This is a genomic window from Borrelia turicatae 91E135 (assembly GCF_000012085.2).
In the GTDB taxonomy this organism is placed as follows: domain Bacteria; phylum Spirochaetota; class Spirochaetia; order Borreliales; family Borreliaceae; genus Borrelia; species Borrelia turicatae.
Genome location: NC_008710.1, coordinates 710,217 through 734,025, shown reverse-complemented (window position 1 = coordinate 734,025; position 23,809 = coordinate 710,217). Strand labels below are relative to the sequence as shown.

General features: G+C 30.2%; 20 protein-coding genes. 5 read left to right on the top strand and 15 right to left on the bottom strand.

What is annotated here, in order from left to right; all coding sequences use genetic code 11:
* Positions 1-91 precede the first annotated feature (91 nt).
* Genes mvk through BT0_RS03455 form a run of 6 tightly spaced genes read right to left on the bottom strand, consistent with a single transcriptional unit; the run spans position 92 to position 6,369 of the window.
* On the bottom strand, positions 92-985 hold the full coding sequence (gene mvk, locus BT0_RS03480) for a mevalonate kinase (RefSeq protein WP_011772623.1): 894 nt from the start codon (positions 983-985) through the stop codon (positions 92-94).
* Positions 986-1,927 carry a phosphomevalonate kinase gene (locus tag BT0_RS03475; RefSeq protein WP_011772622.1) on the bottom strand — a complete coding sequence of 314 codons (942 nt, stop codon included), beginning with the start codon at positions 1,925-1,927 and terminating at the stop codon, positions 986-988.
* The gene (gene mvaD, locus BT0_RS03470; RefSeq protein ID WP_011772621.1) at positions 1,918-2,856 is read right to left on the bottom strand and encodes a diphosphomevalonate decarboxylase; all 939 of its coding nucleotides are present in this window, start codon (positions 2,854-2,856) and stop codon (positions 1,918-1,920) included. The genes BT0_RS03475 and mvaD overlap by 10 nt, the downstream gene beginning before the upstream one ends.
* 1 nt (position 2,857) lies before the next feature.
* Positions 2,858-4,108, bottom strand: coding sequence for a hydroxymethylglutaryl-CoA reductase, degradative (locus BT0_RS03465; protein WP_041178519.1), 1,251 nt, complete (start codon positions 4,106-4,108; stop codon positions 2,858-2,860).
* Positions 4,098-5,162 (bottom strand): type 2 isopentenyl-diphosphate Delta-isomerase, encoded by a 1,065-nt coding sequence (fni, locus tag BT0_RS03460; RefSeq protein WP_041178518.1) that lies wholly within the window; start codon positions 5,160-5,162, stop codon positions 4,098-4,100. The genes BT0_RS03465 and fni overlap by 11 nt, the downstream gene beginning before the upstream one ends.
* Positions 5,146-6,369: a hydroxymethylglutaryl-CoA synthase gene (locus BT0_RS03455; RefSeq protein WP_041178517.1), complete on the bottom strand. Its 1,224-nt coding sequence runs from the start codon at positions 6,367-6,369 to the stop codon at positions 5,146-5,148. The genes fni and BT0_RS03455 overlap by 17 nt, the downstream gene beginning before the upstream one ends.
* A 97-nt stretch (positions 6,370-6,466) precedes the next feature.
* Here BT0_RS03455 and mnmA point away from each other — a divergent pair, with 97 nt between their 5' ends.
* A complete protein-coding gene (mnmA, locus tag BT0_RS03450; RefSeq protein WP_011772617.1) occupies positions 6,467-7,531 on the top strand; it encodes a tRNA 2-thiouridine(34) synthase MnmA in 1,065 nt (354 codons plus the stop codon).
* A 55-nt stretch (positions 7,532-7,586) separates the two neighbouring features.
* On the opposite strand, the gene BT0_RS03445 is transcribed toward mnmA, so the two are convergent.
* From BT0_RS03445 to BT0_RS03425, 5 genes are all read right to left on the bottom strand, one after another.
* Positions 7,587-9,488, bottom strand: a complete 1,902-nt coding sequence (locus tag BT0_RS03445; protein WP_181005559.1) for a methyl-accepting chemotaxis protein — start codon at positions 9,486-9,488, stop codon at positions 7,587-7,589.
* Between the two features lie 35 nt (positions 9,489-9,523).
* Positions 9,524-11,749, bottom strand: coding sequence for a methyl-accepting chemotaxis protein (locus tag BT0_RS03440; protein WP_041178516.1), 2,226 nt, complete (start codon positions 11,747-11,749; stop codon positions 9,524-9,526).
* Positions 11,750-11,900: 151 nt separating this feature from the next.
* Positions 11,901-12,827, bottom strand: a complete 927-nt coding sequence (locus BT0_RS03435) for an ABC transporter permease (protein WP_011772614.1) — start codon at positions 12,825-12,827, stop codon at positions 11,901-11,903.
* Entirely contained in the window at positions 12,799-13,950 is a 1,152-nt protein-coding gene (locus BT0_RS03430; protein ID WP_011772613.1) for an ABC transporter permease, read from the bottom strand. Before BT0_RS03430 ends, BT0_RS03435 begins: the two co-directional genes overlap by 29 nt.
* Positions 13,951-15,531, bottom strand: a complete 1,581-nt coding sequence (locus tag BT0_RS03425) for an ABC transporter ATP-binding protein (protein ID WP_041178515.1) — start codon at positions 15,529-15,531, stop codon at positions 13,951-13,953. It lies immediately after the preceding gene.
* 211 nt (positions 15,532-15,742) lie between these two features.
* On the opposite strand from BT0_RS03425, the gene BT0_RS03420 reads away from it, so the two are divergent.
* The 4 genes from BT0_RS03420 to BT0_RS03405 are packed head-to-tail and all read left to right on the top strand — an operon-like array spanning position 15,743 to position 18,814.
* On the top strand, positions 15,743-16,405 hold the full coding sequence (locus tag BT0_RS03420; protein WP_011772611.1) for an HAD family hydrolase: 663 nt from the start codon (positions 15,743-15,745) through the stop codon (positions 16,403-16,405).
* Positions 16,402-17,265, top strand: coding sequence for a hypothetical protein (locus tag BT0_RS03415; RefSeq protein WP_011772610.1), 864 nt, complete (start codon positions 16,402-16,404; stop codon positions 17,263-17,265). The genes BT0_RS03420 and BT0_RS03415 overlap by 4 nt, the downstream gene beginning before the upstream one ends.
* Positions 17,259-18,305 (top strand): hypothetical protein, encoded by a 1,047-nt coding sequence (locus tag BT0_RS03410; protein ID WP_011772609.1) that lies wholly within the window; start codon positions 17,259-17,261, stop codon positions 18,303-18,305. The genes BT0_RS03415 and BT0_RS03410 overlap by 7 nt, the downstream gene beginning before the upstream one ends.
* Entirely contained in the window at positions 18,302-18,814 is a 513-nt protein-coding gene (locus BT0_RS03405; RefSeq protein WP_011772608.1) for a hypothetical protein, read from the top strand. Before BT0_RS03410 ends, BT0_RS03405 begins: the two co-directional genes overlap by 4 nt.
* A gap of 20 nt (positions 18,815-18,834) precedes the next feature.
* On the opposite strand, the gene BT0_RS03400 is transcribed toward BT0_RS03405, so the two are convergent.
* From BT0_RS03400 to BT0_RS03385, 4 genes are read right to left on the bottom strand one after another with little or no spacing between them, the layout of a single operon-like run.
* Positions 18,835-19,275, bottom strand: a complete 441-nt coding sequence (locus BT0_RS03400; RefSeq protein WP_011772607.1) for a response regulator — start codon at positions 19,273-19,275, stop codon at positions 18,835-18,837.
* 48 nt (positions 19,276-19,323) lie between these two features.
* A complete protein-coding gene (locus BT0_RS03395) occupies positions 19,324-19,809 on the bottom strand; it encodes a chemotaxis protein CheX (protein ID WP_011772606.1) in 486 nt (161 codons plus the stop codon).
* A gap of 11 nt (positions 19,810-19,820) precedes the next feature.
* The gene (locus tag BT0_RS03390; protein WP_041178514.1) at positions 19,821-21,203 is read right to left on the bottom strand and encodes a CheR family methyltransferase; all 1,383 of its coding nucleotides are present in this window, start codon (positions 21,201-21,203) and stop codon (positions 19,821-19,823) included.
* A gap of 7 nt (positions 21,204-21,210) precedes the next feature.
* A complete protein-coding gene (locus BT0_RS03385) occupies positions 21,211-23,775 on the bottom strand; it encodes a chemotaxis protein CheA (protein WP_011772604.1) in 2,565 nt (854 codons plus the stop codon).
* Between the last annotated feature and the right edge of the window lie 34 nt (positions 23,776-23,809).

The window sequence follows — 23,809 nt, the reverse complement described above, 5'->3', positions numbered from 1 at the left end:
TACTGTTTGCTATAAAGTTACTAAAAAAACACTACATAAGATATAATTTATTAGCTTCTCAAAACATTTTTTGTGTATGTCTTTAATATATTTAACACTTAAATATTTTAAGTGGAAAAATCAAGTTGATATTATTTTTATCTAAATCTTTACTTAATTTCTCCAAGCACAAGCTAGCATCATTTTCATCCTGGAAAAGCAAAATAAAAGCCCCACCCCTACCAGCACCACTCAATTTGCCAGAAAGAGCCTCAAATTGTCTACCTTTTTCTATTACATAATCAAGCGTACATGAAGATAAACCCAAAGAATTTAAATAATTATTCGCAACATTCATATTATTCGCCAATAAAAGAATATCGCGTTTATTAAAAGCAATATAAGAATTCTTAACAATACAACCAAGTTTTTCAATAATTTCAAATTGACTATTATCAAGAGAAATTCTGTAATTCAAATCTGATACGATTTTATTTGTTGTACATTCCCTTCTGACTGCTCCAATCAAAAAATAAAAATTACAAAATGCTATTCTTCGATAACTGAAAGACCCATTTTTTCTCTCTAAATAAAAAGTTCCATCTAACTCAACAAGCAAAACATCCATCCCAGAAGATCTTCCATGAAAAATATTTTCAATTTCCCTTGCCAACAAAATTTTATCGTAAGTACGATATTCATCATGACTTACAATATATTCAGCAAAACATAAACTAAGACTTGCAGAGGAACCAAATCCCAATCCAACTGGAATCTGGGAAAATATTAAAAATTCAACGGGTCGAACTTTATTAAACCTCTTATTAATAAAATGTATTACTTCATCTATTTTTAAAGAAGGAACTCCCAAATATTTCCAAGAATCAGAAAATATATAAACCAAGTACATATAAAGGGGTATCGTAGTACCAATCACTGGAAAACCATATACAGCACTATGTTCTCCTAAAAATAGTATTTTAGAAGGCTTTTTTATTACAAACATTTACTGAAATTTAACACCATCTAAATCTAGATCTATTGGTTCAATATTAAATTGTTCAAAAACTTCAAAATTTGGCTCATAGACTAAAAAAGTTTCATTTCCAGCACCCAAAGCCTTAATTAAAGTACATTCATTTTCAAGATAAGCAAGATTTAAAGGCAAATTAGCAGAAATGCCTATCTTCTCCCCAATGTCTAATCCTATATTTTTTGCCAATTTCAAACTAGACAATAAACAATCAGACGAATTGCTAATATTAAGAATAATTTTTTTCATCACAATATTAACATCTTTTATAAAACTCATTAAAGAATCCTTATATTCATAATATCTAATAATCGAGCTAGTAGTCTTAACTGGACTAGGACCTCGCATTAAATAAAAATTATTAAAACATATATTCTCTAAACGATCATACGTAGGAAGATCCCCGCCCTTAAACTTAACAACTCCACCAAAAAGACTAGTAGCAATATCATATCCACTACCCATACCTCCTTGAGCATACCTATAAGCTTCTAGACAATACATAAAAATTTTATCTTTAACAAAATAATTATCATTATTCAAAATCAAAAAAATTCCACATACAATCCCAACAGCAACAACAGCACTCGAACCAAATCCTTTTTTTACACCACTATTTAAAAAAAAATTACTTGTATCAATATAAACATCAAAGGAAAAATCTTCTAAATTAACAAAATATTTCTGTTTTAAATACCTAAACATCCTAAAAACAAAATCATCATTATTTTCTATTAAAGTAAAATCATCAATTTTGGTTTTTTTAGCAAAAAAACGCCAAGTATCACTTCGTTTAAAAGAAAAATAAGCCCTTTCTTTTATTGCAACTGCAAGTCCAAAACCATCTTCTTCCAAAATAAAATATTCACCCATTAAAAGTAAATTACCAGGCACTGAAAAACTAATTATATCCATTCTAAACCACTTCCAATTTTTGAAACAACAAAATTAACATCTCTAAAATTGCTAGTAAGTCTAGTCAAAATTAATTCCAAATCTTTTTTTAAACACAACACCTTAACCTGCGGCCCAGCATCCATCGTTTCAAAAACAGGAACACCTTTACTTCTAAGATCGGCAATATACTTGATTAACTCTATAGTATTACTTTTAAAATAAATAATGGAAGATGATAACATTAAAGAAAACATACACTGATAACTCTTTACAATTTTAAGACCAAATCCATTAAAATCTCCTTTTAAAAAAAAATATAAAGCTTCTTTAAAGATATTCCGACTTGACTCAATCCAAGCATCCCAATAAAATTTATCTTGCTTGCAAATCTCCATGGCAACCCTTGAAGAAATCTCTTTTTTTCTGCCATCAACTATAGCAAATATTATGCACAAATCACTAAAACAATTAAAACTATCCAGCTGAAATGAACTCTTTGCACCTTCCTTTAACAAGGTAAATCCACCATAAATAGCTCTTGATGCTGATGCTGAACCTATTCTTGCAAGCTGTGAAGCTTTTTGATGTGAATATTGATTAAAATATCTTAAAATACAAGCAGCAATAGATGCAAAACCAGAGCTTGAACTTGCAAGTCCTGCTGATGTTGGAAAATTATTTTCACTAATTACCCTAAACCCAACATTTGGCTTATTTAAGATTTTTCTTGCATGGTTAAAAAAATTTATTTCTCTATCGCTCAATACAACAACCCTTGAATTTAAAATTATTTCATCCTTACATGACAATTCAAGTTCACTGATTGAATAAAATTTATCAACACTTACAGCAATGCTTGAAGTAGCTGGAATATTTAAAAATTTATCTCTCTTCCCCCAATACTTAATTAATGCCAGACTAGGATTTACCTTACATCTAATCTTCACACTACGCTCTCAAATCTCCTAAAATTTTAAGAGCAAAATCAAGGGAATAAATTCCACTCTCACTCATTTTAAATAATATTTTTCCTCTCTCATCACTAGAAATATTATAATCTCTTTCAAGAAGATATAAAATTTTATTAACATGCAGCTTCATATGTCCTCTCTGAATTCCATCAAAAGCAAGTGCTCTTAAAGCCGCAAAATTACTTGCCAGGCCAACACAAGAGAGAACACCCATAAACTCTTTTTTGCAATCAATCCCCATAATCTTAAAGCTCAATATAGCCGCTTCATGAGAACCAGCCGAACCACCTTTAATACCAACCTGTAAAGGCAATTCAATCTCTCCAATCAAATTTTCATCAGAAATATAAAATTTACTAAGAGGTAAATATATACCACTTCTTGAAGCAAATTTATGTATGCATGCCTCAAGAGCCCTTGTATCATTAAGTGTAGCAACACATAAACCTGTTATGCCATTCATAATACCTTTGTTATTAGTAACAGCACGGTCCTCTTCAAAAAATCCTATCTTAGAAATAAGTGAAATATTTTGAGCCAAAACCAAAGATTCTTCACTATCTTTAAGCAAATCATTAACATTCAATTTAAAATTAGCTTTTATAGCAAAATCATTCGAATCATTACTTAAAATTTTTAAAACACACTCATACCCAAACTCTAAAGTAATATGATGAGCCACTCTCTCAGCTACTGAATTTAGCAAATTTGAACCCATAGCATCACAAACATCTACATAGATATTTAATTTTTGAATACCAATTTCCTTAATAAACTTAGTTGAAAGTTTTCTAAATCCGCCACCTCTACGCTCCATATTATGCAAAAGAGGCTTAGACCAAAGATCAATCTTTTTAAAAAGACCAAGACACATATCACTTAAGTCTTTATCTGTCTTTATATAAACTTGAGCAATGCCTAACACCTCACCCACAGAATAACTTAAATTAGCATGCTCAAGAATCTTAGATGAAAAATTTAATGCGGCAATAACTGAAGGTTCTTCCGTAGCAATAGGTACAGTATAATACTTGCCATTTACCTTTAAATTCTTCACAATACCAATGGGTAAGGATAAATAACCAACATAATTCTCTATCATGTGACAAAGAAAATCTTCATCAGCAGAATCATAAAAAAAATCACAAAGATTCAATTTCAAAAGACTCTTTATCTCTCGTTTTTTCTCTAAAATACTTTTACTTCTAAAATTCTCACTAAGTCTCATAAAAATCTTTAAAGCTCTTAACATTAAAAGGCAACGGATGACTTAAAAAATATTTATTTAACCTAAACTGTGCCAAATCCTTACTATTACTTAAAAGCATAGACATCTTTAAAACATATTCATAACCTTTTAAAAGGTTATATAAAGCATTCTCACCTCCCGCATAAAAAGCCCTGAGAATGGCTGCTGCGATGCCTACCAACTTAGCCCCAAGCGCAATACCTTTGGCAATATCCATTCCAGTCTCATATCCTCCCGATGCAAAAACTTTATCTTTAAAAAAATCTTTAATACTAAGTAATGTTAAAACCGACGATATGCCCCAGTTAGCAAAACAAGACGCAATATCCAAATTTTCCTCTTTAATTCCTTCAACCAAAACCCAGTTAGTTCCACCACTACCAGCAAGATCAACATAAGAAACCCCAAGATCTAGCAAGCTGATAACAGAATCGGGAGAAATTCCAAAGCCCGTTTCTTTAACAATAACTGGAATATTTGATACAGAGCAAATCCTCGCAATTGAGTCTTTAATTCCTCTAAAACTTCTCTCGCCTCTTAAATTCATTAATTCTTGACCTGAATTCAAATGTACAATTATGGCATCAACCTCAAGTCTCTTATTCATTTCAATTATTTCAAAAATCCCAAATTCTCTTAACTGAGTAGCACCAATATTTGAAAATAAAGGAATATTATGAGCATACTTCCTTAAGTAAAAATCTTTAATATATTCAGGATATTTAAATATAAGCTTAAAGGATCCCAGACTCATTGGAATTCTTAAATCATTTGCAATCTTAACAAGAGACTTATTCAGCTTATTACCCTCTTTGACGCCTCCTGTCATTGATGAGATAAAAATGGGCATGGCAATATCATAGCCAAATATACTCTCTCTCGTATCTATCTCACAAAAATCAAGCTCACTAAGTGCATCATGCTTTAAATTAACAAAATTTAAAAGATTATCACTTTTACTAACATCCTCTTTATCTAAACAAATTTCAATTTGTCGTTTTTTATTATTTAATATATTAGGCTCGATACCCATAAACCCGGTATCCATCCTCTCTAATTTCTTTTAAATAAAACCCTTGGGATTCACCTGGAACAATCCTATTTTCAAAAAAATCCCTATACTCATCAAAATTTGCATCATGTCGTACTGAAAGCATTTTATCAATATCCCAGGTCTTAACAACACAATGAGCATTCTCTTCAACTGTAAGCTCATAAATAACCATAATATTACCAGACCCATAAGAACAAAAAAGTATCTTCTCACCACTAATATCCTTTTTTGCAAATACTCGCTTCAAATAAGACATTAAAGATAAAAATATTGATCCTGTATATAAATTTCCCACTTCCTTAGAAGCTTCAACAGAATCATAAAAGTCTATTGATTCTAAATAAGCATTTCGCTCAGATTCATCTTCACTATAATATTTTTTTAAAACATAATGCATTGAGTCTATAGGCATTTGTGCAAAAGGTACATGTAAAATAAACCTATATTTAGAAAATAAATCCTTAATACTCATATTTTTTTTATATGCAAAATTTGCTAAAGCCTCTTCATTTGCCTTATTATAGCAGTCAATAGAATAACGCCCTTTTACCTTAGCCTCAAGACTTCCAAATGGTCTAAAAAAATCATCAACATCATCAGTATAAACCCCAAACTCAGACAAATTAATAGATACAACTTTTGGATTTTGCTCAATAAGAACTGCTGTTGCTCCAGCCCCTTGAGTAATCTCTGCTGTAGTAAGATTACTATAATGTGCGATATCACTAGAAAATACTATTCCATATTCAAATTTCTCTGAATGACTTAAAATACTTGCAGCACTGTGCAAAGAAAGTGCAGAACCTGCACATGCATGTTGGACCTGAAAAGTTAAGAAATTATTTGATAAATTAATACCAGCTAACTTCAAAGCTCCATAGACATAAGATGAAATTGACTTTGAATAATCTACACCCGTCTCAGTTCCACCTAAAAATACTCTCATTTTATCTAACTCAAGATTATTATTATCAAAAATTAGCTTAACAGCAGAGCTAGCCATTGTAACACTGTCTTCATTAGGACTTGTAAATCTAAATGCTTTCTGAAGGGTTGCATCAATTGCTCTATTAAATTTCTTAAAAAATTTTTCATCAGAATTATATAAAGAATTGTCTAAAAGAACATGTAAGTTTAAACAATTTAAAGGCAAAAAAACTCTAATATCACTAATACCTACTTTCATCAATTTCCCCCGATTAAAAAAATAATTACCAAGTAATATACTATAGATCATAAAAACATCAAAGTTCAATATGCTATGATGAAAGGAGAAGCAAATTATGCAAATAGCAGTACTTCTATCTGGTGGAGTAGACAGCTCTGTGGCTCTTTATATAATGATACAAAAAGGATATAAAAATATAAAGTGTTATTATCTAAAAATTTGGCTTGAAGACGAACTTTCCTACATAGGAGAGTGCCCTTGGAAAGAAGATATTAATTATGTAGAGGCTGTGTGTAAAAAATTTAATGTACCATATGAAATCATCAGCTTACAAGATGAGTATTACAAGAGAGTAGTAACTTATGCTATCGAAGAATTAAAAATTGGTAATACCCCAAGTCCAGATATATTTTGTAATCAAAGAATAAAATTTGGGGCATTCTTTGACAAGATAAACGAACATTATGATTTAATTGTCACAGGACACTACGCCAAAATAGAAAACAAAAATGATCACTACATACTTAAACAAGCCAAAGATAAAATAAAAGATCAAAGCTATTTTCTGTCTCATCTCTCTAGAAAACAAATATCAAAACTGCATTTTCCATTAGGAGACCTATTAAAAACTGAAATAAGACAAATAGCACAAAAAATAGATTTGCCCAATAAAAACAGAAAAGACAGTCAGGGAATCTGTTTTCTTGGCAAAATCAAATATGATGAATTTATAAAATATCATTTAGGGGAACTTAAAGGTAATATCATCGAACAAGAAACAGGCAAAATACTTGGAACACATAATGGATATTGGTTTTTTACAATTGGACAAAGAAAAGGTATCAAACTCAGTCATGGCCCATGGTTTGTCACAGAAAAGGATATTCAAAATAACATCATTTATATCTCAAACAGTATAAATTACCTGAAACAAGGGAAGCAACAATTTTTAGTTCACAAAACAAACTGGATAAACAAGCCATTAAACAATGGGGACTTAAGTGCCAAAATAAGACATGGAGAAAAAAAAATAAAATGCAAAATAGAAATGTTAAAAAATGATATTATAAAAGTTGATCTAGAGGAAAAAGATTACGGAATTTCACCGGGACAATTTTGCATATTTTATCAAGAAGATGAATGCTTAGGCGGAGCTAAAATCCTTAAAACACTAACATAATATTATATATTTTTAAAATCATTACTTATAGGGATATTTAAATTATCCCTATAAATTACTTATCAATCTTAAAGTAATCTACTGATTCCTTTAAATGTTTAACACTATCTAACATTCTCTCAGACATTGCTGAAAGTTCCTCACTACTTGATGCTGTTGTTTGAACCAATTGACTAACTTGTTCTATTGCATTCTTAAATTGTCCAATTTGATTACTTTGGTTATAACTTTCACGAGTAATATTCTTAACAAGTCCAGCCGTTTTTTCCATTCCAGGAACAATCTGCTCAAAATTATTACCTGCTTTACTTGCCACAGTCAAACTTTTATGTGCAATATCAATAATTTCTCTAGCAGACTCCTTGCTTTGATCAGCAAGCTTTCTAACCTCAGCAGCAACAACTTCGAATCCCTTACCCTTATCCCCTACTCTAGCAGCTTCAATAGAAGCATTTAGAGCAAGTAAATTAGTTTGCCTTGTTATCTCATCAATAACACCTATTTTATCTGTAATAACCTCCATCGCCTCAATGGCTTTAGTAACAGATTCATGTCCCTCCTTGGTTTTCTCATTAGTGTTAACAGCAATACTCTCAGTAGTAGAAGCATTATCGGTATTCTCAGTAACACCTTGGGATATTTGCTCAATGTTTGCTGTCATTTCTTCTAATGTAGACGCTTGTTCAACTGCTCCAGAACTTAAATTTTGACTCGCATTTGCTATCTGAATTGCATTCTCATAAAGATAATCAAGGTTTTCAATAACCCCTCTGGCAACAGATGAAAAATTAGACCTTAAAAGCTCCAAATCTTCATATAACCCATGAAGTTCTAACGTTTTCCATTCTAAAGAATAACTTGAAACAGTAAAATCCCCAGATGCAAGTCTTCCAGAATAACTTAAAATTCCATTTAAAACAGCACTGAGTTTACCTACAAGATAAATAGTAACTAATCCAAGAATAACTAAAGTCACTACAAAACTTATTCCCAAAATAAAAGTGGTAAGTCTAGTCATATAATAAAAATCATTAGTATTAACTCTTAGATATACTATAAACGAAAAATTAGACAAATGGCATTTTACTTTCTGAGCAAACCCAACAAATTCTTGCCCATGAAGGTCAACATAACGCCTCAAGCTAATTTCTTGATTTTTTTGAATTAAATCCTCAGAAGTACTCTTAACTACACTACTATAGTAAGGATTAACATTAACTAAGTTATCACCAGGCAACCAAGTATGGTGAATAAGAAATGACCCCGTTTGGTCAAATACCATAGTACGACCGCTGCCCAATGCTCCAAAACTAATACCTTTAAATGAATTATAAAGATAATCGATAGCATAAAAGATCATAAAATAACCAAAAACATCACTGGTATTATGATCTCTTAAAGGAATACCTATTAATAAATAAGGAATTTGTCCTGATTTATTCCTAATCTTAGAAACATCCCTCATCAAAACTTCTTCAACAGACCCAGAATCTGCCAAAAGCACAGAAGAATTATAAATAGAACTAGTGCCCCTTAACTTAAGAAAGTATTCTTTATCTGCAACAGAAATGCCATAATCACTATTATCTTTGACAGCAGTAGTAAATATTATTTCACCTTTTTTATTGGTTATCATCAGGTTATTACCTCTGCCCGTTTTAACCAAGATCTCAATTTGATCTAAAATAGCTTCTATTCTCTTAGGCTTACTTCTAGCAATGGATTCAAATACAGATGAAGAATCTAAATACATTGAGTTAATTTTCACTCTCTCTTCCATTGAAGAAAGATAAAGGGTTAAAGAATTTTTGACATTTCCAATAAGATTTTGCATAAGATCTAACTGCTGAGCTACTAAACTAGAATTAATCGACATCCCAAATACGAAAAACAATATAGAAATAAAGATTGCTATAAGAATACTAACAATAAGTAATATCCTAACTTTCAGCTTCAGTTTCATACGCTAATCACCTCTTACAAAAATAAATTCTAAAAATCTGAAAAGTCCTCATCAAAATCCAAATCTTTATCGACAACATCAATGGCTTTCTTAGGATCTACCCTCTTATTAATAGACTCATAACTTACCTTTGAATCACCATGTATATCATCTTGACTATCTCCTAAAGATGAATTACTCTCCATATTCAAAGAAGTAAGATCTCCAGTCATCAAAACATCATCACCCGAATTAAGTTTATCAAAAGCATCAACCTCAAAATCTTTAACTTTGAAAAAAGATATTACTTGTTTGAGCTCTTTAGCCTTTTCAAGCATCCTATCAGCCATACTTGAAAGCTCTTCACTGCTCGATGCTGAAGCTTGAACTACTTCTCCAACCTGATCAAGAGCTTCTTTAAACTGTATAATTTGATCATTTTGCTTATAGCTTCCCTCAAAAATCTTCTTCACAAGATTGGTAGTCTTTTCTATTTCAGGTAACATATCCTTAAATATCAACCCAGCTTCCGTTGCCAATCTAGAATTCTCTTCAACTAATTCACCAATTTCAAGTGCAGATTCCTTGCTAAGATCAGCAAGTTTTCTAATTTCACTTGCTACAACAGCAAACCCCTTGCCTTCATCCCCAGCTCTTGCAGCCTCAATAGCCGCATTTAAAGCAAGCAAATTGGTTTTTCTAGCTATCTCTTCAATAACACTGACTTTCTCAACAATAGACTGCATAGCCACAACAGATTCTTCAACAGCCTTACCCCCTATTTGAGCATTCTCATTAGTAATTAAGGCAATTCGTTCTGTTTCTCGGGAATGATTCACACTCATCTCAACTCCAGATGATATCTGTTCAATGTTAGCTGACATTTCTTCAAGTGTTGAAGCTTGCTGTAATGCACTAGAACTTAAATTCTGACTTGAATTAACAACTTCAACACTTGCCTTATTAACATAACTAATGTTCTTAAGAACACTTGCAATAGCATCTGCAATAGCATCTCTCATTTTAACAATTTGTAAGCCCAATGAACCAAGCTCATCATCATACTTATCATTAATAACATAATCTTTATCTAAATTTCCTTGAACTATTTCCTTTACCAAATTTCTAACCAAATTCAACCTAAAGCTAATAACTGTCTCTAACCTCACTGAAAGAATAACAACCAATATAATAATGCCTAAAATAGCACATACAATAAATTTAAAAGCCAAACTGTAAATGACCCCATAAATATCTTCATAAGGAATTCTGGCAACAAGAATTCCACTATTATCTCCAAGTTCACTACTAATAGGCAATATGGCATAATAATTATACAACTTCATCTCAGGAAAATACGCTCTCTCAATCTGATAAACTGGTATCTGGCCTGGTACAAGAGGTTGCATAGGGGGTTTGGACAATGCATTCTTTAAAATACTAACAAATTTATCACTAACTTTAGAGCTCTCATTATATTCTATTAAAGGATTAACAAGATTATTGTATGGATCTAAATAGAATAAATTTCCTCTATTATAAAAACCAAATCTAGATCTATCTAACTTATCTCTTATCACATCATCAAGTAAATAACCTACCAAATAGCCAAGAAACACTTTATCTTCTGCTGAATATACAGGAACAACTATGGCAGAAGCTTTTTTATCTTTATAGTGAGATCTAATAGCAACTTCTCCCGTTATCCCTTCAGTAAGACCAGGATACCAACCAACAAAATTTAATTCACTTTTTTTATATTCTTTTACAGAGTTTTTAAAATACTCAGTATTTGACTCAGACTGACCAAAATCTATATTATTGGCATGTCTCGTAGAAACAATTATTTTACCTTCAAAATCAAGAAATGCAAATTCTTCATAAAAAGTATCAAGCTTTAAATTGAACAATATCTCATATACCCGATTTCGATATTTTCTATTCCCTTTTACAGCATCAAGAACTATTTTAGAATTCTCTCTAAGTCTGTCTAATTCAACCTCTGAAAAAATATGCCCACCATTTTTAATAAACGAATATTCACTCATAGTCTCAAGAGCTAAATTAGAACTTGCACCATCAATTATGATATAAAATGTATCTAACAAAGCCTGCACAGCAAAAGCGGCTCGTCTTATTTGAGCTCTTGTAAGTTGTTTATAATAACGTTCTAAATAACTACTCAAAACAAACTTAAAAATTAAAGAAAAAAACAATATGGTTATCAACAAACATAAAAATAAAAAACCAATAAACCTGTGCTTAATTTTTAACATAAAACTACCTCGTAAATTAATCACTCACTTAATTAATTTAACAAACATAAGAATTAAGTAGATACCTCTCATAACTTTATATCAAAAAATATAATTCTCAAATAAACCCTAAATAATTCCACCTGTATATTAAAAGAAATAAACATAAAAATCAATCTTTTTTATAAGGTAAACCTAAAGCTTTAGGGACATAATTCCTTTTTGAAAAAAACATAAGACTCAAAATCACTACAACATAAGGTAAAATGATTAATATTTTAAGAGGAATTATTAAAGACAAAAAAGAAACTTGGGACATCATAACAACTAAAGTTCTTATAAAAGAAAACAAAAAGCTACCCATCAAAATTCCAAAAGGTTGCCAATTCCCAAAAATCACCATAACAATGGCAATAAAACCTTGGCCACCAATAATTCCTTGCATATAACTTGAAGCAATCACAGTAGAGAGAACTGCTCCAGCAATCCCCGCAAATAAGCCACTTAGAAGGACACAAAAAAACCTAATCATAAATACATTAACTCCAAGAGATTCTAAAACTTCTGGTTCCTCACCACTAGCCTTAATCCTAAGTCCAATTTTAGTATATTTAAACATAACATGAAAAAGTACAACACATATTATTGCAATATAGAGTGAATATCTCTTACCAAAAATCTGAAATACAAGAGACCTTTTATCCAAAACTCCGTCAAAAAGTATGGGCAACTTAATATCTATTGGAGGAGTTGAAGCAGAACCAAAAATAAAAGTTCCAAACAACATCGCGACAGATGGTCCTAAAAAATTAATAGCCATCCCAGTTATTATCTGATCTGATTTAAGAAAAACAGTAAAAATAGCATGAAGAATTGAAAGAACAAGCCCTGAAAGCCCCCCCGCAAAAATTGCAAATAACGGACTACCATAACAATATGCAACTGTAGCACCAACAAATGCCCCAAGAGCCATTGTGCCCTCAAGACCAATATTGATTATTCCACATCTCTCACTTATAAGTCCTCCAAGACCAGCCAAAATTAAGGTCTGAGAATTTATGAGCGTTTCACTAATTAGAAATATTAGTGCGTTTGACACTTTTTATACCTCTCAAAAACATCTTATTTAAAAAATGGCTAGCAGAAATCATAATCACCACTATCCCTATCATCAAAGACACAATTGAAGATGACAAACCCATTAAACTTTGCACTCTGCTACTACCATAAAATAAAATTGAGAATAAAGTACTTGAAAATATTATTCCTATTGGGGAATTATTTCCTATCAAAGCAACAGCTATACCATTAAGACCTGTTCCTTCCATATAAGTAAGCTTAAATATTGCCTTATTAACACCCATAACCTGTATAGCACCCGCAAGTCCCGCAAACGCACCTGCAAGAAACATAGTAAACATCAAAATTTTTTTAATATCAATTCCCACACGATAAGAAGCGACAATATTACGTCCAACAGAGCTTATTTTAAACCCAAGCATCGTCTTATTCAATAAAAACCACATTAAAATAGCAATAATTATCCCAATAATTATCCCAAAATTAAGAGGGGCCTTTAATAAATCATTAATAAATGGATGTTTTGCTCTATAAGCAAGTCCCTCAGATGAAAGTTTCCAAGAACCAAAAAAATCAATAAAAGCGCTTTCTCGAATAGGCTTAGATAAATCACTATTATCCTTTTTAATAGCGGGCAAATCTATGATTATATTATTTAAATGAAATAAAATCCAATTAAACATTATCCCTGAAATTACTTCATTTATGTTAAATTTAATCTTTAAATATCCAATTAAAACACCTAAAATTCCTGACGCTAAAGATGCAAAAAGGAAAATGCAAATTACATGCAATACAGGAGGGAAATCCAAAAAAATTCCAGCTATTAAAGCTGAAATTGAACCAAGCATAAATTGACTCTCAACACCAATATTAAAAAGTCCCACTCTTAAAGCGATGCCAATCGAAAGACCTGTAAAAATCAATGGCGTGGCATAGCTTACAATATACGCAAAATGTTTAGGAGAAGAAAATATAACCTCTATCATTATATAGTACATTCTCAAAGGAGAATACCCAAGAATTAATACTATTAACCCAAGAATTAAAATCCCCAAAAAAAATGCAAAAAAATTAATAAATATCGATGAATTTAAAAATACTGCAATTGCCTCTTTATATTTATAGTTATCAACCTTCATTCAAACTATACCCATCATCATTTTTCCAATAACACCAACATCAAAATTATGCTCTAAAACACCAACGATTCCACCATTGTACATTACAGCTATTCTATCACAAACACTCATAAGCTCATCAAGCTCAAGAGATACAAGAAGAACTGTCATACCTTCATCCCTTTGCGCTAAAAATTTTTTATAAATATTTTCAATAGCACCCACATCAAGTCCCCTTGTGGGTTGAACTGCCAAGAGAACCTCAGGTTTCAAATTAATTTCACGTGCAACAACGACCTTTTGTTGATTACCTCCAGATAAATTTTTAACTTTGCTCAAAATATCTCTCGGTGTAATATCAAATGAAGCTGCAAGTTGTTCACTTATTTTCTTAAGAAGAATTAAATTAAAATTAACAAACTGTTTTTTAACAGTATTTAAAAACTTAACCTTTAATTTATCATTACCTATACCACTACTCTTCATTTTTAAATAATTAACATCATCAAAACTTTTAATTCCAATATTTTGCAAAATGTTAAAGTCTAAAATAAGACCATGCTTTTGTCTATCAGATGGAATATGGCCTATTTTCCTATCTATTATTTGTTTAACACTAAGACCCTTGATTGATTCAAATTTGCCATCAACTTTCTTAATTATATCTCCGCTAAAGATATCTCTAACTCCAAGAATTGCTTCGACTAATTCTTCTTGACCGCTGCCTTCAACTCCAGCTATCCCAAAAATTTCACCTTCTCTAAGATTCAAACTAATATTCTTAACTTTAAAAACACCCCGTTCATCTTTAACACTTAAATCTCTAATCTCAAGAATGTTTGTGTGATCAACAATCTGCCTCTTGGAGATATCAAGAGAGGTTTCTTTGCCTATCATTAATTTAGTAAGCATTCCCTCATCGGTTTTAGTAATATCAAAAGTCCCAATTACTTTCCCAAGACGCATAATTGTACACCTTTGTGCCACAGCCTTTATTTCTTTTATTTTATGTGTAATAAGTATTACAGTATGCCCCTCTACAGCCAATATTTTTAAAACATTCATAAATTCATCAATCTCATTAGGTGTAAGTACTGCTGTAGGTTCATCAAAAATAATAATATCTGCATTTCTATAGAGAACTTTGAGTATTTCTACTTTTTGTCCCATCCCAACACTTAAATTCTCAATCGGCTTATCAGTATCTATTTTCAAACCATATCTTTCCGAAAGTTTAAGTATCCTCCTCTTTGCATGATCATAATTAATAAATCCAAATTTTGAATCTTCATATCCTAAAATAATATTTTGTACAGCCGTAAATTTTGGAATTAACATAAAATGTTGAAAAACCATCCCAATACCACTTCGAATAGATTCGCTTGAATCTTTAAGTTTTAGTTCATGTCCTCTTAAAAAAATCTGCCCGCTATCGGGCTTGTGAATTCCATAAATAGTTTTCATTAAAGTGGTTTTGCCAGCACCATTTTCACCAAGAATTGCATGTATTTCTCCCTTTTTAAATCTTATACAAATATTATCATTAGCAATAAAATCACCATATCGCTTAGTAACTTTATCTAAAATTAATATGTCTTGCATTAAAGATAACCTGAAATTCAATAAAGATAAATAACATTTTATTTATACCCTAACCAAATAGGTTAAAACTAAAAACAAATATTTTCAAGAGATTTTCAGAAAAAAATCAAAAACAATGTAAAATATCAAAAATCATGCAATAAATTTAATAAAAGGCAAAAAATAATGATAAAATGAAGGCACATTATGATAATGACAAAAGGATTAAAATATGAGAATTAAAGCCTGCATTTTCGACATGGATGGAACTTTAATAAACAGCATCATGGATATTGCATTTTCAATGAACTTGGCACTAAAAAAATTAGGATATACAGAAATTAAAATAGATGAATTTAACACTCTTGTTGGCAGAGGATATTCTAAATTAGTAGAGAACACCTTAGAGCATCTTAACGTAAACTTAAATGATAAACACCTCAAAGATAATCTTTATCAAGAATTTGTAAAAGCATACAATCAAAATCTTTCTTCCCTAACAAAAGCATATGATGGTATACCAGAACTTTTAAGAAAACTAAATTCACTTAACATTCCTGTTGGAATCTTAAGCAATAAAAACCATGAAGAACTATTAATAATATCAAAAGATATATTCAAAGACATAAACTTCTTTGAAGTGAGGGGCTACTCACCAAGATTTGAGGCAAAACCAGATCCTTCAAATGCACTTGACATGATAATAGAATTAAATCTCATGCCAAAGGAAATAGCATACATCGGAGACAGCGATGTTGATATGATTACTGCTCAGAATGCAGGATTTTTACCTATAGGGGTTTCATGGGGATTTAGAACAATAAAAGAATTAAAAGAAAGCGGAGCAAAATACATTTTAAGTAGTCCATCTGAACTTTTAGACATAATCAAATGAATTCAAAAGTATATTTCCCACACCTGTATCATTATTTATTTAATCATGAAAGCATAAAGGGATTATCAGTTTTTGAAAAAGAAATTGAAATAATCAAATACTTAGAAGAAAATAAAAAAACTATTTCAACATTTATAGACGAAAACTTTAAATCTGATACTGATTTACTTATTCAATACGTTAAAGAAAAAACCGACATAATAATTACTCCTCTTGTTTTATCAAACATCGAATCTATCGATCTAAACATTGTAAAAGACCTCTTTAACAAAGAGCTTAATAAAAACAATCTAGAATTAATATTTGGTTCTATTAAAGCAAATCCTTACTTAAGAAAAGAATTCTTATACGATTTTAATGCCATAAGTAGCGGACATATAACATTTTATATAAACAAACTCTTTGAAGACAAAAATTCTTACACAACACACCTAATCAAAAAAGAAAATGATATGCTTGATTCTTCAAAAATTGTAAAAAATTACATAAAAATTCTACTCTTATTAAGAGTCTTAATAATTAAGTTTTATTTAGAAAAAGAAATAAAATTAATGCCAAGAAATATTGAAAATACAGCAAAATTAGTTAGCAGAGAAATCGAATTTTTAGATGACAATACAGTTAGTCTGATAACTCAAAGTCTATTTAAGTATGAAAATCTAAGTAACATATCGCCAATTGCAACATTAATATCCATTTTTTCAAACAGAACTAGAATACCAAACATTAAAAACAATAGAATAAAGGGATTTATAGGTTATGACGAGAGCTGGTTTTCAATAAAACAATTAAGCTCAAAGGAGCATGATCCAAGAATTATTAAAGAACTTCTAGAAATAGCTAGGAAAAATAAATGGTAAAGATACTTTCAAATTTTTTTAAGGCCACTTTAATCGCATCAATAATTGCATTCCTAATAGAAGAATTATCAATAATACTTTTCTTGCCATACAAGATCCGATTTGCTCTAATATTCATCGGATTTTTATTCGATGCAATATTGATCTTGATTTTTTTATACAAAATTTCAAAAGCTTATTTTTCACAAAAACTACAAATATATATAAGAAATAATTTATTTTTTGATCTAATTCATTGCTTAATTCCTTTAATATTTTATAGCTCTCATCAAATCCAAAATATAATTAATCCTCACGAAACAATTCTAAGTCCAATCGTACTTTCACTTTTCAAACTAAGATTCTTAAGACTCCTTAGATTTAACGACTTAATGATTGAAATTTATTATAATCCAAAAGAAAAAAATCTAATCTTAGTTGCATTTGCAAGAACATTTTCAATAAGTTTACTAATTCCATTCATATTTTTTATAATATTTTCAAGTTCAGGTTTTGCAAATACAATTCCAGAAAAGCAAGAATTTAATATCATAAAAAACATCTCAATAACAACTGAAAAAAACTATATCAAAGAAAAATATCCCTTTATACTAATAATTAAAGATACAGATAAAACGATATATTCTAAATCTGACGATATATTTTTCTACTACAGTCCTAGTGAATACAAAATTATCGAAATGGAACAAACAAAATTCTATATAGATAAGTATCTGCAAAGAAAAAATGATTCTGTAATTGGAATATTTTTATTTACACTTTTTATATCATTTGCGCTGTTTTTAACAAATTTTTATAAATTTTTTAAAGCAAGTTTTCTAAATCCAATTATACTAATGCAAAAAGTATTACAAAATCCAATTGAGTATAGAAAAATTCAAATTCCATTCCATTTCAGTGAAGAAAAAGTATATGAAATGGCAAAAACATTTAATAATGTTTTACTAAAAGACAAACTAAACGCAAAAAGAAGAAGCAAACTTCCTTTAGAAATTGAAAAAGTGAAAAGAATAATCAACAGTAATAAGGAACATGTATGATAAAAAAAATATTTCTGTTATTAATTATTAACACATCAATCCACTCAAGATTAATAACAACTTCAATTGAAAAACGATCATCAGAAGCAACAAAAAAATACTCTGCTTTTAATTTAATAATAGAAGAAGAATATTATACCAAACATCCAAAAGGCACACATGAAATGCAAATATATGAATTAACAGAAAATTTTATAAAGAGCATTTTCAGAGATAAAATTAACTATACTGCAATAACTCCAACTTATAAAGAAGCCAACAAATATTTACTACAAAGTGAAATTATTGACAAAGATTTCTCAAAATATAAAATATTTAAAATTAAAGCCATAGATTCAATTTTTAAAAGCTCAGCACTAATATATACCAAAAAGGGCTTTTATAAGCTAGAGCTACATATAGGCAACAATAATAAAAATAAATTAGAAATTTTCAATCTTAATATGTCATATTTCACAAAACACTTAAATGAAATAAGTAATGCAATGATTTTTTACAAAAAATACTAAGCTACTAAACACATACTATTTCATTTAACAAACACAGACATCACTCTTTGAAGCACCTTGGCTCTATCAAGAGGCTTCACAATAAATGTCTTTGCACCTTTAATCAAACAATCTTTCACCAACTGTTCTTTTCCTAAAGCAGAAATCATTATTACTTTAGCATTTTTATCAAATTCCATAATATTAGAAAGACAAGTTATCCCATCCATCTTGGGCATAGTAATATCAAGAGTAACAACATCAATATTAGGATAATGGTTTTTATATTTAATCACAGCTTCTTCACCATCAGCAGCAGTATCAATAATATTGAATCCTTCAGAAGTAAAAATTTGTGTAAGTTGCTTTACAGTAAAAACTGAATCATCCACAATCAAAACATTAAAAGGAACTCCGGTGTCATAATTGATCCCCTTTGGTTTATTTGAAGAATCCACAGCAATTGTAGTTTTCTGGATCATATTAAACCCTCTTCTTTCATAATAAGTATTTTCAACTTCATAATCATATCAAACCCTCTCTCTTATTGCAATATTAACTTCGATAATTTTACCATCTGGTAAAGTAAAGGGAACTATTAATGCCTCAGAACCCTTATTACTTATTTTCATATTTTCTCCATAAATAAAAGCTGGTGGGGTTATATCAAATACAAAACCCTTAGCATGCAAAGTAGTAACAAAATTGCCAGCAATAATATTACCAACTTCCGTAAGAGTTGCTGCTACCATCTCTTTAGTCTCTTCATCATCAAAATCAACATACTCCTCAAAATTCAACTTTGAAGCAACAAAAAGCGCGGTATCAATATCCATATCAATAATAATACTACCTTCAACAGAACCTGCAAGTCCCACAATTACAGACACACCTCTTATTTTTTGATTTATCGACTTCAGTCCAGGACTGCCCATCTGAATATCTTCAACAAGCAACATATCCCTTAAAACTGAAGAAGCAGCATCTAAAAATGGCTCTATATAATCTATTCTCATTAATTTCTCCTTTAAATCCTTTTATACAAATTAAAATATTTCACAGATCTATCTTTCACAAAAAGATCATTGTTCTTAAGTTCTTCATTATCTCCTAAAATTAAAAGAGCACCGCTCACAGATTTTTCTGCAATCGCATCCAGAATTAAATTCTGCCCATCATCATTCAAGAAACATAAAATATCCCTTAAAAAAATAATTCCCAAATTTTCTGGAAATTCTGATAAAATAGCATCTGAATATTCAAATAAAATATTATTCATAATTTCCGGCTTGAATTTATAAACTCCCGGACTCTGCTCAAAGGAATTTTTTCTATAAATCTCGCTTAAATTAATATCAGACCCTGAGAAAATCAAATTAGAAGTGCCAATTACTTTAACTAAATTATTATCAATAGCTGTTACCTTAAAAGGATCTTTATAAGACTCATATAAAACATTCACAAAAGATATTGTCTCCTTTCCATCACCACATCCAACCTCAAAAACATTTAAAACAGTACCAACACCACTCATTTCATTAATATATGGCTTAACAATTTCATCCTGAAATTCTTTCAAATATCTGTCATCCCATAAGCGTCCTGATGATTTTGAATAAAATTCACCTAAAAAATTATCATAAGATAAATCATTAATATTTGCAATATCTAATTGCATACCGATTTCCTTTAAAAATTCATCATTTACTAAAGACGCATTGAAAGAATATTTAAAAAGATTTTCTTTAATAACCTTTAAATCATCTAAATCACTCTTAGACGATGTCGCAAGATCACCAACAGATGATTCTGACAATTCTAAAAAATTATTGCTATAAGACAATGAGTTATTCTCATTTCCAGAAGCATCTATCTCATCATAATTTCTGCTATCTTCCAATAAAATTTCTTCTTCCCTATCATAATCAAAAATTCTATCAACATCAAGAAGAATATATAACTTTTCACCATACTCAACTACTCCCTTTATGTAACGTATAAGTGCTTCTTGGGACAAAACAGGATGAGGATCTTGAATTAAAGAAGAATCAATTGAAAAAACATTATTAACCTTATCAACAATAACTCCTATTAATAAATCACCATTCCTAAGAACCATAATATCTTCAAGATTTCTCTTAAGGACTTCTAAATTAAACATTATTCTCAAATCAATAATAGAGATTATTTCTCCTCTTAAATTATCAAGACCAACTACATATTTTTTAGCATTTGGGACATATGTAAAATTACTAGATTTCCTAATCTCCTTAACTTGCATAATATCTACAAGATAATTATCATTTCCAATATTAAAAGAAACTACTTTAAAATCTAAATTGACAGGAGTAGGTCCTTTAACCTGATTACTCACATTATGATCCCCTAAACATATCTCTTTTATTTCCATCATAAGACTATCCTTTCATATCTTTCAGGTCAAAAAGCCTAAATACATCAATAATTAAGACAACCTTACCATTACCAAGTGTAGTAGCTCCAACTATGCCGGGACTTGAAGCATACTTATCTTTAATAGGTTTTACAACAAAATCTTCTTCTCCAAGAATAGAATCCACAACTATCCCAGCCTTTTTATCATTAACGCTAATGACTATTAAAAACTTCTCATACAGGTTTTGATCGTTATTTATATTAAAAAGCTCATCAAGTCTAAGCACAGATATAACTTCTTCCCTTAAATTATACACTTCATGATCATTTTCAAGAAGCTTAATATTTTCTTCGCTAATTCTATGTGTTTCAAGAACACTATTTAAAGGAATAACATAAATCTCACTGCCTGACTTTACAAGAAGACCTTGCACAATCACTAATGTTAAAGGAAGCTTTATTTTAAAAGTAGTACCAACATTAACTTTTGAATCTATAACAATAGTTCCATTTAATTTCTTAATATTATTTTTAACAACATCAAGTCCTACGCCTCTGCCAGAAACATCTGTAATCTGACTAGCTGTTGAAAATCCTGGTTCAAAAATTAAGTTCAAAATCTCACTCTCAGATAAAACCATATCTTCTTTTATTAAACCTTTCTCAATTGATTTTTGCCTAATAATATCTGGATCTATACCTCTTCCATCATCCTCAATCTCAATTGATATCACATTACCTTCATTCTTGGCACGCAAAATTATATGACCAGCTTTATCTTTACCCTTGCTAAGTCTCTCATCAGCAGTTTCAAGACCATGATCCATAGAATTTCTAACACAATGCATTAAAGGATCTACAAGATCATCTATAACAGATTTATCAACTTCCGTATCTTCCCCTTCAGTACTAAGCTCTACAATCTTGCCTAGCTTCTTTGAAAGGTCTCTTACCACTCTTGCAAATCTTGAAAAAATACTAGAAACTGGTAGCATTCTTGTCTTTAAAACACTCTCATGCAAATCAGTAATTATCCTAGAGAGTCTACCAGAGGCAAATCTAGAATCTTGAAGAATTTTAAATAGTAAATCTCTTAAACCTACCATATCCTGTAAAGTTCTATCAAGCTTATGCTCCACCAAATTTGCTATTTGGTTTTCAAGAGAGCTTTCCAATTCCAAACCCATATCCTTAAAAATTATCTTTAAATCTACCAAAAAACTATTGCGAAAACTTTCTTGATAATCATAAAAATAATTAAAACTATAAAGGAAAGAGGTCATATCAGAATTTATTTGATTATAAGTTGACTTACTTATAACGGCTTCACTCACAAGGTTTAATATGGAATCTATTCTTTTACTATCAATTCTAATCAAATTGACATTTACAGTTGTCTTCTTAGATTCCTTAGAAGAGGCATAACTACCAACTTCGGTATTTAAATTTACATCCTTAATATTTTTTAAATCAACTTCGTTAATATCAAAACTAACAACAACATCTGACAAATCTACCTTTTTAGAAATACTATCCACTGAGGTATCTGATATTAAATAATATACAATAAAATCAAAAAATTTATCAGCTAATAAATCTTCGGGAATAGATTTATAAACTTCTCCTAAACTTTTTAACGCCTGCAACATCTGAAGTCCAGAAATCGTTGACATAGGATTATCTTTATTGAAATTTAACTTTACCTCAAATAACTTAGCATCACCAACACGCTCTCTTAAACTTATAAGCTCATCATTAGAAAGCCGCACTTTTCCTTCAGACAGAGTATCATAAACAACAGTATTTCTTTCAATTGCCTCTGTTTTTGCCAACTCACTATCAATATCAAATTCATCAATTGCATAACTCAAAGCAACACCAGACAATTTGATCTTTTCCTCAATAGTATTCTTATTTAAAGATATTAAATAATAATCTACTCTTCTTAAAAACTTATCTGCAATAAGCTGTTCATAATTAGGCACCGTATACAGAATTGGTCCTAAATCTTTTAAAGCTTGAAACATCTGTATACCAGCAATTGTAGCCATAGGATTATCTTTATTAAAATAAATACTCACTTTTAAAACTTTTTGCCCAAGTCCAACAACTTCGCACATATCACTAAGCTCACGGGAAGAAAGCAAAAATTCATCATCATTTATATTCTCTAAAGATATCTCGGAAACTGTCTGATGCTCGTCTCCTAAAAACCTTCTTAATTTATTTTTAAGCTCGCTTACATCTTGTAAATAAACATCTCCATTCAGACGTGCATCAAGCATGCCTTTTATTACATCAAGTGCATTTAAAAGTAAATCAACAAGGTCATTACATATCTTTAATTTGTTATCTCTAATAGCATCAAATACATCCTCAACAACATGAGTAAAACCTGAAAGTTCCATCATATCAACAGAAGCTGAACCGCCCTTAAGAGTATGCGCCGCCCTAAATATCTCATCAATAGTTTCTGCATTATTAGGGTCATCCTCTAATGACATAATATTCTCTTCAAGAGTATCTACAAGATTCTGAGCCTCCTCAAAAAAAATCTCTAAAAGCTCTTTGTTTTCTGAATCTAGCATTAGCTTATTTTTCCTACTTTATCTTAATAGAGGC

What these genes read in the sequence shown, in the direction of transcription:
- BT0_RS03430 (WP_011772613.1), bottom strand. Translation starts at nt 13,950, where the DNA reads ATGAAGGTTGATAACTATAAATATAAAGAGGCAATTGCAGTATTTTTA.
- BT0_RS03425 (WP_041178515.1), bottom strand. Translation starts at nt 15,531, where the DNA reads ATGCAAGACATATTAATTTTAGATAAAGTTACTAAGCGATATGGTGAT.
- mvk (WP_011772623.1), bottom strand. Translation starts at nt 985, where the DNA reads ATGTTTGTAATAAAAAAGCCTTCTAAAATACTATTTTTAGGAGAACAT.
- BT0_RS03455 (WP_041178517.1), bottom strand. Translation starts at nt 6,369, where the DNA reads ATGAAAGTAGGTATTAGTGATATTAGAGTTTTTTTGCCTTTAAATTGT.
- BT0_RS03410 (WP_011772609.1), top strand. Translation starts at nt 17,259, where the DNA reads ATGGTAAAGATACTTTCAAATTTTTTTAAGGCCACTTTAATCGCATCA.
- BT0_RS03420 (WP_011772611.1), top strand. Translation starts at nt 15,743, where the DNA reads ATGAGAATTAAAGCCTGCATTTTCGACATGGATGGAACTTTAATAAAC.
- BT0_RS03390 (WP_041178514.1), bottom strand. Translation starts at nt 21,203, where the DNA reads ATGGAAATAAAAGAGATATGTTTAGGGGATCATAATGTGAGTAATCAG.
- BT0_RS03440 (WP_041178516.1), bottom strand. Translation starts at nt 11,749, where the DNA reads ATGTTAAAAATTAAGCACAGGTTTATTGGTTTTTTATTTTTATGTTTG.
- BT0_RS03395 (WP_011772606.1), bottom strand. Translation starts at nt 19,809, where the DNA reads ATGAGAATAGATTATATAGAGCCATTTTTAGATGCTGCTTCTTCAGTT.
- BT0_RS03415 (WP_011772610.1), top strand. Translation starts at nt 16,402, where the DNA reads ATGAATTCAAAAGTATATTTCCCACACCTGTATCATTATTTATTTAAT.
- fni (WP_041178518.1), bottom strand. Translation starts at nt 5,162, where the DNA reads ATGGGTATCGAGCCTAATATATTAAATAATAAAAAACGACAAATTGAA.
- BT0_RS03465 (WP_041178519.1), bottom strand. Translation starts at nt 4,108, where the DNA reads ATGAGACTTAGTGAGAATTTTAGAAGTAAAAGTATTTTAGAGAAAAAA.
- mnmA (WP_011772617.1), top strand. Translation starts at nt 6,467, where the DNA reads ATGCAAATAGCAGTACTTCTATCTGGTGGAGTAGACAGCTCTGTGGCT.
- BT0_RS03385 (WP_011772604.1), bottom strand. Translation starts at nt 23,775, where the DNA reads ATGCTAGATTCAGAAAACAAAGAGCTTTTAGAGATTTTTTTTGAGGAG.
- BT0_RS03400 (WP_011772607.1), bottom strand. Translation starts at nt 19,275, where the DNA reads ATGATCCAGAAAACTACAATTGCTGTGGATTCTTCAAATAAACCAAAG.
- BT0_RS03405 (WP_011772608.1), top strand. Translation starts at nt 18,302, where the DNA reads ATGATAAAAAAAATATTTCTGTTATTAATTATTAACACATCAATCCAC.
- BT0_RS03475 (WP_011772622.1), bottom strand. Translation starts at nt 1,927, where the DNA reads ATGGATATAATTAGTTTTTCAGTGCCTGGTAATTTACTTTTAATGGGT.